The organism is Clostridioides sp. LIBA-6822 (assembly GCF_056688955.1).
Genome location: NZ_CP196995.1, coordinates 2,428,975 through 2,444,753, shown reverse-complemented (window position 1 = coordinate 2,444,753; position 15,779 = coordinate 2,428,975). Strand labels below are relative to the sequence as shown.

The following is a 15,779-nucleotide window of genomic DNA, read 5'->3' as shown; positions in this document are numbered from 1 at the left end:
TTTAATTTTAGAAAAAATGAATTTAGTAGTCTAAATATCAAAAAAAATATGGTATCAAAAGGGTCTATATAATCAATTGATAAAATAGTTTTTTTCTATTGGAAAAATAAAGAAAATTCTATTATAATTTAACATGTGACAAAAGCTTGCAAAAAACAACATTAAGTGAGGGGGACTTATTTTATGATTTTTAGTATGAAATATTTTTTAGAATTATTTCCAATAATAATGAAATCGTTCAATGTAACTGTGATTTTGGCAATAAGTTCATTAATATTTTCATTAATTATAGGTACAATAGTAGCGTTATCATCTTATTACAAAGTGAAAGTATTGAATCAAATATGTAAAGTATATGTATCTATCTTTAGAGGGACACCTCTTATGCCACAGTTATTCTTTCTATATTTTGGACTGGCATATATGAGCGATTTTGTTAAAAATATGGACCCAGTATTTGCAACATCTATAGTACTTAGTTTAAATATGGGAGCTTATATGTCTGAAACGATAAGGGCATCCATACTTTCAATTGATAAAGGTCAGATAGAAGCAGCATATGCAATGGGATTAACAAATTTACAAACAATGAAAAGGATAGTGATACCACAGGCTGTAAGAGTTGCATTGCCATCATTATTCAATAATTTCATAGATTTAATTAAAGGGTCTTCTGTAGCTTTTGTTGTTGGAGTAAATGATATAATGGGTGCTGCTAAATCACAAGGAGCATTGAGTTTTAAGTTTTTTGAAGTATATGGAGCAGTTATGGTGATTTATTGGTGTATAATAACTCCTTTAGGATGGGGACAAAAAAAATTAGAGAAGAAAATAAGCAATTATTAGAGTATTAAAAAAATACATATAAAGTATTTTTACATAAAAATGGTGTGAGGAGAAGAGATATGATAAAAAGAAATATTATAAAATGTTTAGTAGCAGTTTTAGCATTAACAGTTGTAACTACTGGTTGTTCAAAAAAAGAGGAAGTAAAGAATGAAAAAGTTATAACTGTAGCTTCATCTAATTCAGCTGACCCATATTCTTATGTTGATAATGGTGAGCATAAAGGTTTTGAAGTTGATATGTGGAAAGAGATTGGTAAAAGAAGTGGATATGAAATAAAAATGGAGCCAACAGGTTTTAGTTCTATATTTGGTATGTTAGATTCTGGTAAAGTTGATGTAGCAGCCAACTTCTTTGGAATGTCTAAAGAAAGATTAGAAAAATACGATGCTTCTATACCTTATGGTTCTGATGCTGTATGTATAGCTGTAAAAGATGGGAACAATGAAATTAATAAGCTTGAAGATTTAAAAGGAAAAGTTGTAGCAATTTCAGAAGGTTCTCAAGGTCAACAGGTTGCAGCTAGTGTTAATAAAGACAATTTATTTGAAGAAAAGGTTTATGGTGATGGAACTAATGGTATTCAAGATTTAGATTTAGGAAGAGTTAGTGCATGGATTGATGCGGAACTTACTGTTGTAGGTGATGCTAAAAAAGCTAACATGAAGATAAGAGTATTAGATGATAAATTATCAGTTACTAATATAGCATATTTCTTTAAGAAAAATGATGAAAAATCTAAAACTATAAAAGAAGATGTAAACAAAGCAATAGAGGAAATGCTTGCAGATGGAACAGTGAAAAAAATATCTGAAAAATGGTTTGGAATGGATGTAAGTGCTGATATACAAAAATAAGTACTCCAAAATTAAAATATAAAGTTTTGATAACTATAGATAAGTATACTAAATTTATCTATAGTTATCTGTGTATTACAATGTATTTCTATTAGTCTTTATAAATAAAAATAAGTTATGGAGGTATTTCAAATGATTGAAACTAAAATAAAATCTATCGCACTAAAAAATATGGAAAAAATCATAAAAATAAGACGACAGATACACAGTAATCCAGAGTTGGCATTTAAAGAATTTAAAACATCCAAACTTATAAAAGAAGAACTAGATAAACTTGATATAGAGTATATAGATGTTGCTGGTACAGGAGTATTAGCTACTATAAAAGGAAAAAATATTAGTGGTAAAACTATACTACTTAGAGCGGATATGGATGCTCTTCCAATAAAAGAGGAAAATGATTTAGAATTTAAATCAATAAATGATAATATGCATGCTTGTGGGCATGATGCACATGTTTCATGGTTGTTAGGAACAGCAATGATTTTAAATGATATAAAAGAAGAACTGAATGGAAATGTAAAGTTACTATTTCAACCTGGTGAAGAAAAAGGTGGTTCTGATATTGTAATTAAAGAAAATGTACTTGAAGGTGTAGATGTATTAGCAGCTGGTCATTGTTGGCCAACTATTGAATCAGGAAAAATTGGAATAGCTAGAAATTGTGCTATGGCAGCAACTAATACTTTCGAAATAACAATAATCGGCAAGGGTGGACATGGAGCAGAACCTCACAATTGTATAGACCCAATTGCAGTTGGAAATGCAGTATATTCATCTATTCAACAGATAGTTTCGAGAAAAATTGACCCAGTTGTACCAGTAGTAGTGTCTGTTTGTTCTTTTAATTCTGGTGTTTCTAAAAATATAATACCAGATGTGTGTACACTTCAAGGAACTATTAGAGCGGTAAGTCAGGAAAAAGTGATTGAAGTAAGTAAGATTCTAGAAAACATAGTAAGAAGTGTATGTAAAGCACATGGAGCAGATTGCAAGTTTGAAAAGAGTGCTGGAGGAGATGCTGTTATAAATGATAAAAATATGATAGAACTGGGAAGAAAAAGCGCTTGCAAAATACTTGGAGATGAGAATGTTGAAATGATTGATTTCCCTGCAATGACAGGAGAAGATTTCGCTATTTATATGAAAGAAAAACCTGGTTTATTTATGTATATAGGTGTAGGAAATAAAGAAAAAAATATAAACTATAGATTGCACAATAATAAATTTGATATAGATGAAAAATGCTTGAGCGTAGCATCTTCCTTATTATCTCAGCTTGCAGTAGATTATTTATGTCAATTTTAGAGTATATTTATAAAATATATTTAGTCTGTTTTTAAAATTAATACTAATATATTAATTTTGATATCGAATATATTATTTATTATATTTATTAAAAAGGTGGATAACAATGATAAAAGTAGAAAATTTGCATAAAAATTTTAAAGGGACAGAAGTTCTTAAAGGTATAAATCTAGAGATAAATCAAAGTGAAGTAGTAGCTATACTTGGTCCATCTGGTACAGGTAAATCTACACTACTTAGATGTTTAAATTATCTAGTTGAGCCTACAAAAGGAAAGATAATGATTGGAGATGTAAAGGTAGATGTAGAAAAAGCAACAAAAAAAGATATAGCAAATTTAAGAAAACATACATCTATGGTATTTCAGAATTATAACTTATTTAAAAATAAAACAGCACTAGAAAATGTAATGGAGGCATTAATAGTAGTACATAAAAAAAGTAAACAAGAAGCTAAAGAGATATCTTTAAAATTAATAGACAAAGTAGGTATGTTGGATAGAAAAGATTTTTATCCATCAAAATTATCTGGAGGTCAACAACAAAGAATAGGTATAGCTAGAGCTATGGCAGTAAATCCAAATGTAATATTATTTGATGAGCCAACATCAGCACTTGACCCAGAACTTGTTGGAGAAGTGTTAAGTGTTATAAAATCACTTGCAAAAGAAGGAATAACAATGCTTATTGTAACTCATGAAATAAATTTTGCAAAAGAAGTTGCTGATAAAATCATATTTATGGATAATGGTGTAATAGCTGAAGAAGGAACTCCTAATGAGATATTTAATAATCCTAAAAACGAAAGAACTGCAAAATTTTTAAATATTATTAGGAAAGAAGAAGCATTTAATTAAAAAAAGTATAAGTTAATTATTTTAAGATATATAAAATACTCCTATTAAATTTATAAGTTAGATAATAGATTTAATAGGAGTATTTTTTTATTCTTAGATTTATTATTTAATTTTAAATTAGAAATACAACTTATTTGCCTTTGGTTTTAAAAATATTATAAAATATTTAAATACATAAAAAAACAATGTTTGATAAAATATCATACGTATTTACAATAACATCTTAATGAAATAGTACAATGCAGTAATTAAAGTGACTATACTGAAATTTTATCTTAAATTATAAATTATTAAACTTGAGAATAATTAAACTGTATTATATATATTTTTTTATCTTGTTTATTTTATTGAAATTGATATAGAAAAAAAGTTTTAAAAGTAGAATTTTATTAAGATTTATATATAGATATGAACTATTAGAAAAATATTAAAGATACAAAAAAACTATAGAAATTGACATATATTCCAGTATTTGCTAAAGTAGCTGTTGGGGAAAATTACAAAAATTATTAATGCGCATTAGATAATTTACTTTAATTTTTTTAGAGTTTTGGGTAATTTATAATATAAAACATTAGAAGGGAAAATATAAATGAGGGACTTTTTAAAAAATTATAAGTCATCAATTATACTTTTATCATGTACCATAATAGGAGTAATAGTAGGATTAGTACTTGGTCCAAAAGCTTCAATACTAAAACCATTTGGAGATTTATTTATAAATGCTCTATTAATGATAGTAGTACCATTAGTGTTTCTTAGTGTTTCTTCAGGTGTTGCTAGTGTAAAAAACATGGAACGCTTCGGAAAAATAATGAAGAATACAGCTATAGTATTTATGGGAACAACACTTGTAATTGCAGTTTTAGGTATTACATCTGCATTATTATTTAATCCATCTAAAGGATTAGATGTATCGAGTGTAAAAAGTTTAATGGTGGCTCAAGATGCAGAAACTTTAGAATCGAAAGGAACATTATTAGACCAAGTAGTATCAAGTATTACAGTTAAAAATTTTGGAGATTTATTTTCTAGTAGTAATTTATTACAATTAGTTATATTTGCAGTTTTAGTTGGAACAGCAATAGCTATGATGGGGGATAGGGGAAATACTATAAGAAAGCTCTTATCAGAAGGAACAGAAGCAATATTAAAAGTAGTAAGTATAGTCATGCTTTATGCTCCTATAGGGTTAGGCTGTTATACAGCTACAATAATTGGAGAACTTGGAAGTAAAATAATTCAAGGATATGTAAGGGTGTTTTTAATTTATTCTATAACAGCAGCACTGTATTTCTTATTATTTTACAGTTTATATGCTTTTCTATCTGCAGGAAAACAAGGGTTTAGGCAATTCTGGAAGAATGCTATAAAACCAATAGCAACAGCATTAGCTACTTCTTCGAGTTCAGCATGTATACCATCAAACTTAGAAGCTAGTAAAAATATAGGAGTTCCTGATGATATATCAGAAACAGTTATACCTCTTGGAATAAATATACATAAAGATGGGTCAGTTTTAGCAGTAATAATAAAAGTTGCATTTTTATCAGGTATTTTAGGTAGTGGTATGGCAAATCCAGCAACAATAGGTCAATTATTTGTAACCGTATTTGTTGTTGGAGTATTTATGGCTCCTGTAGCAGGTGGCTGACTTATCGGTGAGATGCTCGTGGTTAGCATCTTCGGATTTCCAGTGGAAGCAATTCCATTGTTGACAGTTATAACTACTATAACTGATATTCCTAATACTATATTAAATACAACTGGAAATACAGTAACATCAATGTTAGTTGCAAGATTAGTGGAAGGAAAAGATTGGCTTATAGATAAAACATCATTTACTACAAAAAAAATAAGCTAATTATAAAATTAATTAATATATATAGTTAATAGATATCTTAATTTTGATGAATTAGATATCTATTAACTTTTTGAATAAAAATGTAAATTTAAGATTCAAATATAATATTTATACTTTGAATCTTAAGTTTATATAATATCTTAAAATAGATAAAATTTAAATATATATTTTATTTTTGAAAACAGAATATTTCAAACTTATTTTTATTGAAATATAACAAACCTTCATCTCTCATCTTACCAAGCTCTCTTGACATAGAACTTCTATCAACACACAAAAAGTCAGCCATTTCATTTCTTGAAAAAGGAATTGTAAACTTGTTGCTACCTGTTTGCTCTATTTGTCGTGAAAAATACATAAGTAATTTTTCACGAGTAGTTTTACGAGAAAGTAATTCTATTTTATTGTGAAGTAAAATATTCTTTTCAGCTATTAATTGTAGCATGTTTTCAATTAATCTATTATGAAATACACATGTAGATGAACAAATACCAGTTACACTTTTAAACTTTATAAATAAAACTTCGCAAGAAGATGTTGTAGTTACTGTGACATTGCTTTTATGTAGTCTAGTACATGCAAATACTTCTCCAAATAAATCTCCAGGTAAGAGTTCAGCTACAATATTCCTATTACCTTCAATGTCTTCTTTTATTATATGTGCACTTCCTTTAAGCATAATTCCAATAGAAGTAACTTCACTTCCAACTGAGAATATTATGCTATCCTTTGGATAAATCTTATCAACAACACCTAGACATTCTAACATTGCTTCAAGTTCGTCGTTTTTAATTCCTTCAAAGAGAGGAATTTTTTTTAGCAGATTTATATGTTTTTCTAAAAATTTTTTCAAATAATCACTTCCTTGTTGCATATGCAACCGATAATTTGTTTTTATTGTACTATACTAAATTTATAAAAGCAAGGAGATATAAAAATCATACTACAAAAACTTTGAAAAAAGATGTAGGTTTTAAAAATAAATACCTAAGAAATTAATACTTTAAATTAAAAAAATTTTATGAGGTGATATAAATGATGAGAAAAATAATTAAAATTGATGGGGAAAAATGTAATGGTTGCGGACTATGTGTTGAAGCTTGTCATGAAGAAGCTATAGGAATGGTAAATGGAAAAGCAAAACTTTTAAGAGATGATTATTGTGATGGTCTAGGAGATTGTCTACCAACTTGTCCAACAAATGCTATTTCATTTGAGTATAGAGAAGCTGCAGAGTATGATGAAGCAGCAGTAAAAGCAAACATGGAAGCCAAGAAAGCACAAAAGACAAATCTAGCGTGTGGATGTCCAGGTTCTAAGTCTAAATCTATAAATAGAGAAGTTTCAGATAGTAAACAGATAAACAATAATGTAGTAGTTGAAGCACAAGGGTCTCAGCTTAACCAGTGGCCAGTGCAAATAAAACTGGTACCAGCTAATGCATCATATTTAAAAAATGCAAGTCTTTTAATAGCAGCAGACTGCACAGCATATGCATATGGAAATTTCCATAATAAGTTTATGAAAAACAAAGTTACATTAATTGGTTGTCCTAAACTTGATGAAGTAGATTATGCTGAAAAACTTACAGAGATTTTAAAAGTGAATGATATTAAAAATATAGTAGTAACACGTATGGAAGTTCCTTGTTGTGGTGGTATAGTAAATGCTGTTAAGACAGCACTACAAAACAGTGGAAAGATGATACCATGGCAAATAGTTACTATATCTGTAGATGGAAAAATAGTAGATGAAGAAATTTAATTAAGTTAATTACAAAAAATATAATAAATTTTAATAAATAAAAAGGGAGGAATAAAGATGGAGAATATGTTTTGTTTTCAATGTGAACAAACAGCAGGAGGTAAAGGATGTACTATAAATGGGGTATGTGGTAAAAAGGGGGGTACAGCCAATTTACAAGATGAACTTACAGGAGTATTAATTGGTCTTTCAAGAGCAACAATTGGAAATAAAAATAGACCAACAAGTGAAACAGATAAAGTTATGATAGAGGGATTATTTACTACCATAACAAATGTAAGTTTTGATGATGAAGCTATAAAGAGACAAATTGAAAAAACTGAGATAGAAAAAAGTAAACTTGTACCTAGATGTTCAGACTGTGCAACAACTTGTAGTAGAAATGATAACTATGATATGAAGGATTTGTGGAGTGATAATGAAGATATACGTTCATTAAAATCATTAATTCTGTTTGGTCTAAGAGGTATGGCTGCTTATGCATATCATGCAATGGTACTTGGTTATACAGACAAAGAAGTAAATGAATTTTTCTATGAAGGATTAATAGCTGTTGGAGGGGACTTGTCTATTGACGAACTTTTAGGATTGGTTATGAAAACTGGAGAAATAAACTTAAAATGTATGGAATTACTTGATAGAGCAAATACTGAAACTTATGGAACACCAGAACCAACTCAAGTACCTATGAAAATTGAGAAAGGACCATTCATAGTAGTTACAGGACATGACCTTTATGATTTACACAAATTATTAGAACAAACAAAAGATAAGGGAATAAATATATATACTCATGGAGAGTTATTACCAGCACATGCATATCCAAAATTAAAAGAATATAAGCATCTAAAAGGAAACTTTGGTACAGCATGGCAAAATCAACAAAAAGAGTTTGATAATATTCCTGCTCCAATACTATTTACAACAAACTGTTTAATGCCTGTTAAAGATAGTTATAGAGATAGAGTATTTACTACAGAAGTAGTTGCTTATCCAGGTATGATTCATATTGATGAAGACAAAGACTTTTCTAGTGTAATAGAAAAATCTCTTGAACTTGGTGGATATAAAGAAGATGTTCATATGACTGGTATTAATGGAGGAGACACATTAACTACTGGTTTTGCAAGAGGTACAGTTTCATCTGTACAAGATAAAGTAATAGATGCTGTGAAAAGTGGAGATATAAGACACTTTTTATTAGTTGGAGGTTGTGATGGTGCAAAACCTGGAAGAAATTATTACACTGAATTTGTAAAGCAAGCTCCTAAAGATACTGTTATATTGACACTTGCATGTGGAAAATATAGATTTAATGATTTAGACCTTGGAGAAATCGGTGGTTTACCACGTTTAATGGATATGGGACAATGTAATGATGCTTATAGTGCAATCCAAGTGGCAGTTTCATTGGCAAATGCTTTTGACTGTGGAGTAAATGAGTTGCCTCTTAGCATGGTATTATCATGGTATGAACAAAAGGCAGTTTGTATACTTCTTACATTACTTCATTTAGGCATTAAAAATATCTATATAGGACCTTCTTTACCAGCATTCTTATCTCAGAATGTATTAGATATATTGGTTGACAAATTTGCATTAACTCCTATATCTACTCCAGAAGAAGATATGAAGAAAATACTAGGATAAAGAAAATAAATATATTTAAGAAGAGAAGTATTTGTAATTAAAATATTTTTAAATATAAGCAATTAAAATAAATAAGAGTTGTCTTTACTTAAAAGATAACTCTTATTTATTTTTTATAATATATTAAGGTACAGAAATTATTTTAATACGTCAATTTTATTACTTATAATATCTAAAACAAATACGATATTCTATAATATTTATTTTAGATATTATAAGGTATGTACAGTACAAAGTACTTTAAATATCGAAATGGTAACATCGTTATATAGAACTTGCATAAAATATATATACTATAATGAAATTATTTTAACCGAAATTTAAAATCAATAAGGTATTTTATGTGGGGGTATATGTATATGAAGAATTCTAATTTTAATATATTAACTTTTGATGGTGGGGGATTAAGAGGAGCATTGAGTATAGCTATACTTGAGAGAATGGTAAATGAGTATCCAAATTTATTAGATAATATAAATATGTTTGGAGGTACGTCTACAGGAAGTTTAATCGCATTAGGTCTTGCGTATGGTGTAAGTCCAAAAGACATAAAAGAACTCTATTCAATAGAAAATTCAAAGCATATTTTCAGTAAAAGTTATGCAGAAATGCTGAGACCGAAGTATGAAAATAAAAATTTAAAAGAAGTTTTACTAAGTATATTTCCAGAAGAACTAGAATTAAAAGACTTAAAAAAATTAGTAATGATACCAAGTTTTTATATAGGAAATGAAGAAAACTCATGGAAACCAGTTTTTTATAATAATATGCCAAGTTCTCTTACAAAGACTAGTAAAGTTATAGATGTAGCAATGGCAAGTAGTGCTGCTCCAGTGTTTTTTCCAACGTATAATCGACATATTGATGGTGGAATAATAGCAACTGACCCAAGTTTAGCATGTATAATTCATGCCATTGATAGTGGGCTTAAGCTTAAAAATACAAGACTTTTTTCAATAGGAACTGGATATGTATATAATAGTATAAAGGCAGATACTACTGAATGGGGAGCTATTGATTGGATAATTAATAAAGAACCCGATTTACCAATTATATCTATAACATTAGAAGGAAATTCTCAAATGAGCCAGTTGTTTTCTCAAAAGCTTCTTGGAGATAATTACTATAGACTAAATCCCAAAATGGAAAAAGATGTGGCTATGGATAATTATGATGAGTTAGAATACTTGATATCTTTGGGAGAAAATTGTGACATAAAAGATGCTTTTGGATGGATAAATAAAAAAAGTTTTTATAGAAAATAGATTTAATGTACAATTATATTTATAAGAACTATTTTATCAATTGGATAAAAACAATAAAATACAAGATTATTAACCTACTTCTTAGGGAATAAATAAAATATAATTTTTTTTAAGGAGTGATAAAAATGATAAAACTTGCTACTTTTGCAGGTGGATGTTTTTGGTGTATGGTGAAGCCTTTTGATAAATATGATGGGGTTATAAAGGTAATTTCTGGATATATAGGTGGTCATGTTGAAAATCCTACATATCAAGAGGTATGTTCAGGAACAACTGGTCATGTAGAAGCTATTCAAATAACTTATGATGATGACATAATAAGCTATGATGAACTACTAAATATATTTTGGAAACAGATTAATCCTACAGATGATGGTGGGCAATTTGGTGACAGGGGAACTCAATATAAGACTGCTATATTTTATCATGATGAAGAACAAAAAAATATAGCTTTAAAATCAAAAGAAAATTTGGAAAATAGTAAAATATTCGATAGTGAAATAGTAACTGCTATAATTCCAGCAACTAAATTTTATGAGGCAGAAGAAAATCATCAAGATTATTATAAAAAAAGACCATTAAACTATAATATGTATTATAAAGGTTCAGGTAGATATAATTTTGTAAAAAGTCACTGGGATGGAAACAATATAAATAGAGAAGAATTAAAAAAGACTTTAACTCCTATACAATTTGAAGTTACTCAAAACGATATGACAGAGGTACCTTTTGAAAATGAATACTATGATAATGATAAAGAAGGGATTTATGTTGATATTGTAAGTGGAGAAGTTTTATTTTCATCAAAAGATAAATTTGATGCAGGATGTGGATGGCCAAGTTTTTCAAAGCCAGTAATAGATAAATCTATAGTTGAGAGAAGTGATTTCTCACAAGGTATGTATAGAGTTGAAGTAAGAAGTGCTAAAGGGAATTCTCACTTAGGTCATGTATTTGATGATGGACCAAAAGAAATTGGAGGTTTAAGATACTGCATAAATTCTGCCTCTCTTAAATTTATACCTAAAGAAGAGATGGAAGGTTTAGGATATGGAGAATATCTCAAACTTTTTAAATAATTAAAGTTATTTATTATAAGCTTAGATAAAAGATGAAAATATATATTTTCATCTTTTGTTTTTTTGTCAATAATATGATAAATTATTAATTGTAATCTTATAATTTATATTGATAGATTAAGAATTTAATTTTGAAAGAGAGAAAACAAATGAATTTAAAAGACTTTAATGGAAAGAGATTAAAATCAGCTAGAACTTTTAGAGCAAAGACTATAGAACAGTTATCCAATGAAACTAAAATAAATAAGAAAGATTTGAAGGCTTTTGAAGAAAATAAATATATTCCTAATATGGAAAATACATTAAAATTATCAAATGTATTAAATTTTCCAAAAGAGTATTTTTATAGAAATGAAAATATGAATGTTATTGTTGAGGATAGTCATTTTAATCCTCAATCTAAACTGCCTAGAGTAGAAGAAATTTCTTATAGAGAAAAAATGATAATTATTCATAAAATATACTCATTTATGGAGAGTTATATTAAGTTTCCAAAAGAAAATTTACCAAATAAAAGAATAATGGCGGATACTAATATAAATGATATAGAAAGCCTTGCATATAAAACTAGAGAGTTTTGGAATTTAAATAAAAGTCCAATAGTAAATATGGTAAACTTACTAGAATCTAATGGAATTATAATATCAGGTATGAATGTAGATAAAAAAGGGGCGACAATCTTTACTCAAAAACAGAGAATTGGGAAAGAAGTTAAATACTTAATATCTCTTGGAAATGACAAAAAATCAGCAGCAATTAGAAATTATAATTTGGCATATGAGCTTGGCTATATAGTATCAAGTGAATTAAAAATACCAAATAAACAATTTTCAGCAGATGAGTATGCCTGTGCATTTTTATTACCTAAAGAGACTTTTTTGGAAGATTTAAGTCATCCAGAAGATGTGGACTATTATGTAGAATTAAAAAAGAAGTGGATTGTACCTATATCTGCTATGATTTTTAGAGCATATAATCTAGGAAAGATAAATTACAAAAAATACAATTATCTTATGAATGAGATGGATAAAAGAGGATGGTTAGTAGAAGAACCACTAGATAAAATGAAAGGCTCAAGCCCAACATATTTAAAAAAAGCAGTCGAATTATTGATAGAAAATAAAATAATGAGTACAAATAGTATAGTATCAAGTTTAGAAGAATTTGGAATAAATCTTTATCCAGAAGATTTAGAATTGTTGATGGGATTAAAAAAAGGATTCCTATCTCAAAATATAAATAAAAAAAGCAAAGTTATAAAATTTGGTGAAAAAAAGTAGATTGATATTTTAGTATTAAAATTAAAAGCAGGTATAAATAACTTGAACATTAACTTAGTTAATCTATTTTTGTTATGAGTAATTTACCTGCTTTTAGTTAAAATTTTAAATACAATATTGCTCTAAAGCTATATTATTTTATTATCAATTTAAAGATTCTCAGCAACTTTAATGTATTTTTTTAAAATATCACATGACTTATTGAATTTATCTTGTTCATTCTCAGTTAAGTTTATTTCTACTATAGATTCAACTCCATTTGCACCAATTATAGCAGGCACACCAGCAAATACATTTTCTTGTCCATATTCACCATTAAGTAAAGTTGAGACAGGTATAACTTTTCTTTCATTATGAAATATAGTTTTTACTATTTCTGTTAGGGCCGTTCCAATACCAAATTCAGTAGAGCCTTTACCGTAAAGAACATCCCAACCAGCTCTTGCTGTTTTTTCAGTTAATTCATCTAAATTTAATTTACCATAAGTATTGGGATTTTCTTTAATAATATCAAATAATGGTTTACCACCAACTGAAACATGAGACCAAGGAACCATTTGAGAATCTCCATGTTCGCCCATAGAATAAGCTTGTATTGATTGTTGAGGAATATTTGTTGTCTCTGCCAAAAGCCTTCTAAGTCTTGAGGAGTCAAGTGCAGTACCTGTACCTAAAACTTTATTTTTAGGGAAACCAGAAGTCTTCCATATATAGTCAGTAATTACATCTACTGGATTTGAAATTACAATGAATATCCCATCAAATCCAGCTTTAACAATAGGCTTTATTATCGTCTTTATAACATTAATTGTAGATTCAAGTGTATCTAATCTAGTCTGATTTTTTTCAGGTAACGGACCAGCACTTATCACTACAATATCAGAATCTTTACAATCATCAAGTGAGCCACTCTTTATTTTTATAGCATGTTTCAGATAAGAAACTGCATCAGCTAAATCTAAAGCTTGAGCTTTTGATTTGCTTTCATCTATATCGACCATTAGTAACTCATCACAAACCCCTTGAGTTACCAAGCTAAATCCACAATGCGAACCAACGTGGCCAGTTCCAATTATTGATACTTTCCTAGGTTTTATTGCCAAGTTTAACATCTCCTTACATTTTGTTTTATGTATACATATTATGATACTCTACGATAATCATAGAGTATCATAAATTATTTAGATAAAACTACTTTAAAATAATTTTGAATCTAAAGTGTTTTTGAAAGTGCAATATGCTCTCTTAAAACAGAGCAAGATTTACTAAATTCATTTTGTTCCTCTTCAGAGAGATTGATTTCAATGATTTCTTCTATACCATCTTTTCCGATAACACAAGGAACACCTGCAAATACATCTGTTTCATTGTATTGACCTTCTAATAGAGTAGAAATTGGTAGAATTTTTTTCTCATTATGTAATATAGCTTTTACAATTTCTACTAAAGCAGTACCTATTCCAAATTCTGTGCAATCTTTACCATTTATTATACTTATGCCTGTTTTTTTATTTTTTTCAACTATTGACGGCAAATCTAGCTTTCCATAAGTGTTTGGATTGTCCTTTATCATGTCTAAGATTGGTTTACCACCAATTGAAACATGAGACCAAGGAACCATTTGAGAATCTCCATGTTCACCCATAGAATAAGCTTGTATTGACTGTTGAGCTATTCCAGTTTCTTCAGATAGAAGTCTTCTAAGTCTTGTCGAATCTAAAGCTGTACCAGTTCCAATAACTTTATTTTTAGGAAAACCAGATTTTTCCCAAATATAATTTGTAACTACATCAACAGGATTAGATATGACTATAAATATGCCATCGAAACCAGAATTAATTATAGGCTCTACTATAGATTTTATCATTCCAATGGTTGGTCTTAGTAGGTCTAATCTAGTTGTATTTTGTCTACGTAAAGGTCCTTCTGAAGAGTCAGCAACACTTATTACTACTATATCTGAATCTTGACAGTCAGCAAAAGTTCCCTTTTCTATAGATACTTTATGTGGTAAATAAGAAACTGCATCAGCTAAATCTAAAGCTTGAGCTTTTGCTTTAGCCTCATCTATATCAATCATAAAGAGCTCATCACAAACTCCTTGAGTTATCAAACTAAATCCACAATGAGAGCCAACATGTCCTGACCCCACAATAGATATTTTTCTTGGCTTTATTGCCATTTTAAATCACTCCCCCTAAAACAACGACACATTTATAAGAAAATTATAATGTTATTAAAAGCTGTTTTTATATATTTAAATATTCTATTATTTCAGAAAATTTATTTAATATGATTTTATACTAAAATTTTTAAAAAAGCAATGTTAATGTACTTTATATTAATGAATGTTAAGTAATATATGTATATTAAAAATTATTAATACGTATTAAAATATGTAATGTCACTTATATTTAAAATATTTATGAGTTAAAAGATGCGTACAAATAATAATGATATTAGTTGATAATGAGACTAAGTTGAGGTATACTATTTCTTCAAATTAAAAAATAAAGGAGAAGATATATTATGAATGGCTATACAAAGGAAGAATTGATAGAAGCACTGAGAGTGGTATCTTCAAGTATTATTAATTGTGAAAAAGTACAACCAAAATTTGCAGAAGGTACTTCTCAACATTCGCTTCTTAGAAATAGAATAAAAGTCTTATATATTTCTAAGTTATTGATAGAATCTAAAGATATTATAGATAAATATACGAAAGAAGAATTAATAGAAGCTTTACCACCTGTAATTTCAATTATTAGCAAATGTGAAAAAGGACAGATAAAGTTTTCTGAGGGGACCTCTCATCATACACGCTTTAAGAATATTATAAAAGCAATGTATATTTCAAAATCATTAATAACAGATGAGATTAGTAAAAGAGATTAAAGCTTATTTTGTAATTTAACATGTTTTAATATACTTTTTATTATATTAAGAAAATAAGTAAGAATACATGTTATGAAAATATTGGAATAATATACAATTATAAATTTGTTAACAC

13 protein-coding genes and 1 pseudogene are annotated in these 15,779 nt (G+C 28.1%); 11 read left to right on the top strand and 3 right to left on the bottom strand.

The features are described 5' to 3' along the window. Positions 1-183: 183 nt before the first annotated feature. The 5 genes and pseudogenes from ACTG48_RS11765 to ACTG48_RS11745 all read left to right on the top strand — a co-directional run bounded on the left by ACTG48_RS11765 (position 184) and on the right by ACTG48_RS11745 (position 5,731). Complete coding sequence (locus tag ACTG48_RS11765) at positions 184-846, top strand: amino acid ABC transporter permease (RefSeq protein WP_021385034.1); 663 nt, start codon at positions 184-186, stop codon at positions 844-846. 59 nt (positions 847-905) lie between these two features. Next, positions 906-1,703 carry an amino acid ABC transporter substrate-binding protein gene (locus ACTG48_RS11760; protein WP_021385033.1) on the top strand — a complete coding sequence of 266 codons (798 nt, stop codon included), beginning with the start codon at positions 906-908 and terminating at the stop codon, positions 1,701-1,703. A gap of 132 nt (positions 1,704-1,835) precedes the next feature. Beyond that, on the top strand, positions 1,836-3,011 hold the full coding sequence (locus ACTG48_RS11755; protein WP_021385029.1) for a M20 metallopeptidase family protein: 1,176 nt from the start codon (positions 1,836-1,838) through the stop codon (positions 3,009-3,011). A 106-nt stretch (positions 3,012-3,117) separates the two neighbouring features. Further along, entirely contained in the window at positions 3,118-3,867 is a 750-nt protein-coding gene (locus tag ACTG48_RS11750; protein ID WP_021385040.1) for an amino acid ABC transporter ATP-binding protein, read from the top strand. Between the two features lie 592 nt (positions 3,868-4,459). Continuing rightward, positions 4,460-5,731: pseudogene (locus ACTG48_RS11745) on the top strand (dicarboxylate/amino acid:cation symporter). Positions 5,732-5,900: 169 nt separating this feature from the next. On the opposite strand, the gene ACTG48_RS11740 reads toward ACTG48_RS11745, so the two are convergent. Then, positions 5,901-6,605: a Crp/Fnr family transcriptional regulator gene (locus ACTG48_RS11740; RefSeq protein WP_044213616.1), complete on the bottom strand. Its 705-nt coding sequence runs from the start codon at positions 6,603-6,605 to the stop codon at positions 5,901-5,903. Between the two features lie 161 nt (positions 6,606-6,766). Between ACTG48_RS11740 and ACTG48_RS11735 the strand changes: the two genes are divergently transcribed. From ACTG48_RS11735 to ACTG48_RS11715, 5 genes are all read left to right on the top strand, one after another. After that, positions 6,767-7,495, top strand: coding sequence for an ATP-binding protein (locus tag ACTG48_RS11735; RefSeq protein WP_479916929.1), 729 nt, complete (start codon positions 6,767-6,769; stop codon positions 7,493-7,495). Positions 7,496-7,552: 57 nt separating this feature from the next. Continuing rightward, positions 7,553-9,145 carry a hydroxylamine reductase gene (gene hcp, locus ACTG48_RS11730; RefSeq protein WP_021385025.1) on the top strand — a complete coding sequence of 531 codons (1,593 nt, stop codon included), beginning with the start codon at positions 7,553-7,555 and terminating at the stop codon, positions 9,143-9,145. Between the two features lie 359 nt (positions 9,146-9,504). Then, complete coding sequence (locus tag ACTG48_RS11725; RefSeq protein WP_021385003.1) at positions 9,505-10,410, top strand: patatin-like phospholipase family protein; 906 nt, start codon at positions 9,505-9,507, stop codon at positions 10,408-10,410. Between the two features lie 125 nt (positions 10,411-10,535). Then, positions 10,536-11,489 (top strand): peptide-methionine (S)-S-oxide reductase MsrA, encoded by a 954-nt coding sequence (gene msrA, locus ACTG48_RS11720; protein ID WP_021385038.1) that lies wholly within the window; start codon positions 10,536-10,538, stop codon positions 11,487-11,489. Between the two features lie 149 nt (positions 11,490-11,638). Next, the gene (locus ACTG48_RS11715; RefSeq protein WP_021385020.1) at positions 11,639-12,769 is read left to right on the top strand and encodes a helix-turn-helix domain-containing protein; all 1,131 of its coding nucleotides are present in this window, start codon (positions 11,639-11,641) and stop codon (positions 12,767-12,769) included. 149 nt (positions 12,770-12,918) lie between these two features. Here ACTG48_RS11715 and ACTG48_RS11710 read toward each other — a convergent pair whose 3' ends face one another. Both ACTG48_RS11710 and ACTG48_RS11705 read right to left on the bottom strand, forming a co-directional pair. Beyond that, on the bottom strand, positions 12,919-13,872 hold the full coding sequence (locus ACTG48_RS11710) for an L-lactate dehydrogenase (protein WP_021385012.1): 954 nt from the start codon (positions 13,870-13,872) through the stop codon (positions 12,919-12,921). A 110-nt stretch (positions 13,873-13,982) separates the two neighbouring features. Beyond that, positions 13,983-14,951, bottom strand: a complete 969-nt coding sequence (locus ACTG48_RS11705) for an L-lactate dehydrogenase (RefSeq protein WP_021385008.1) — start codon at positions 14,949-14,951, stop codon at positions 13,983-13,985. Positions 14,952-15,298: 347 nt separating this feature from the next. Between ACTG48_RS11705 and ACTG48_RS11700 the strand changes: the two genes are divergently transcribed. Next, on the top strand, positions 15,299-15,664 hold the full coding sequence (locus tag ACTG48_RS11700; RefSeq protein ID WP_479916928.1) for a hypothetical protein: 366 nt from the start codon (positions 15,299-15,301) through the stop codon (positions 15,662-15,664). The last annotated feature ends 115 nt before the right edge of the window (positions 15,665-15,779 follow it).

What these genes read in the sequence shown, in the direction of transcription:
- ACTG48_RS11760 (WP_021385033.1), top strand. Translation starts at nt 906, where the DNA reads ATGATAAAAAGAAATATTATAAAATGTTTAGTAGCAGTTTTAGCATTA.
- ACTG48_RS11715 (WP_021385020.1), top strand. Translation starts at nt 11,639, where the DNA reads ATGAATTTAAAAGACTTTAATGGAAAGAGATTAAAATCAGCTAGAACT.
- ACTG48_RS11740 (WP_044213616.1), bottom strand. Translation starts at nt 6,605, where the DNA reads ATGCAACAAGGAAGTGATTATTTGAAAAAATTTTTAGAAAAACATATA.
- ACTG48_RS11725 (WP_021385003.1), top strand. Translation starts at nt 9,505, where the DNA reads ATGAAGAATTCTAATTTTAATATATTAACTTTTGATGGTGGGGGATTA.
- msrA (WP_021385038.1), top strand. Translation starts at nt 10,536, where the DNA reads ATGATAAAACTTGCTACTTTTGCAGGTGGATGTTTTTGGTGTATGGTG.
- ACTG48_RS11700 (WP_479916928.1), top strand. Translation starts at nt 15,299, where the DNA reads ATGAATGGCTATACAAAGGAAGAATTGATAGAAGCACTGAGAGTGGTA.
- hcp (WP_021385025.1), top strand. Translation starts at nt 7,553, where the DNA reads ATGGAGAATATGTTTTGTTTTCAATGTGAACAAACAGCAGGAGGTAAA.
- ACTG48_RS11765 (WP_021385034.1), top strand. Translation starts at nt 184, where the DNA reads ATGATTTTTAGTATGAAATATTTTTTAGAATTATTTCCAATAATAATG.
- ACTG48_RS11705 (WP_021385008.1), bottom strand. Translation starts at nt 14,951, where the DNA reads ATGGCAATAAAGCCAAGAAAAATATCTATTGTGGGGTCAGGACATGTT.
- ACTG48_RS11735 (WP_479916929.1), top strand. Translation starts at nt 6,767, where the DNA reads ATGATGAGAAAAATAATTAAAATTGATGGGGAAAAATGTAATGGTTGC.
- ACTG48_RS11750 (WP_021385040.1), top strand. Translation starts at nt 3,118, where the DNA reads ATGATAAAAGTAGAAAATTTGCATAAAAATTTTAAAGGGACAGAAGTT.
- ACTG48_RS11755 (WP_021385029.1), top strand. Translation starts at nt 1,836, where the DNA reads ATGATTGAAACTAAAATAAAATCTATCGCACTAAAAAATATGGAAAAA.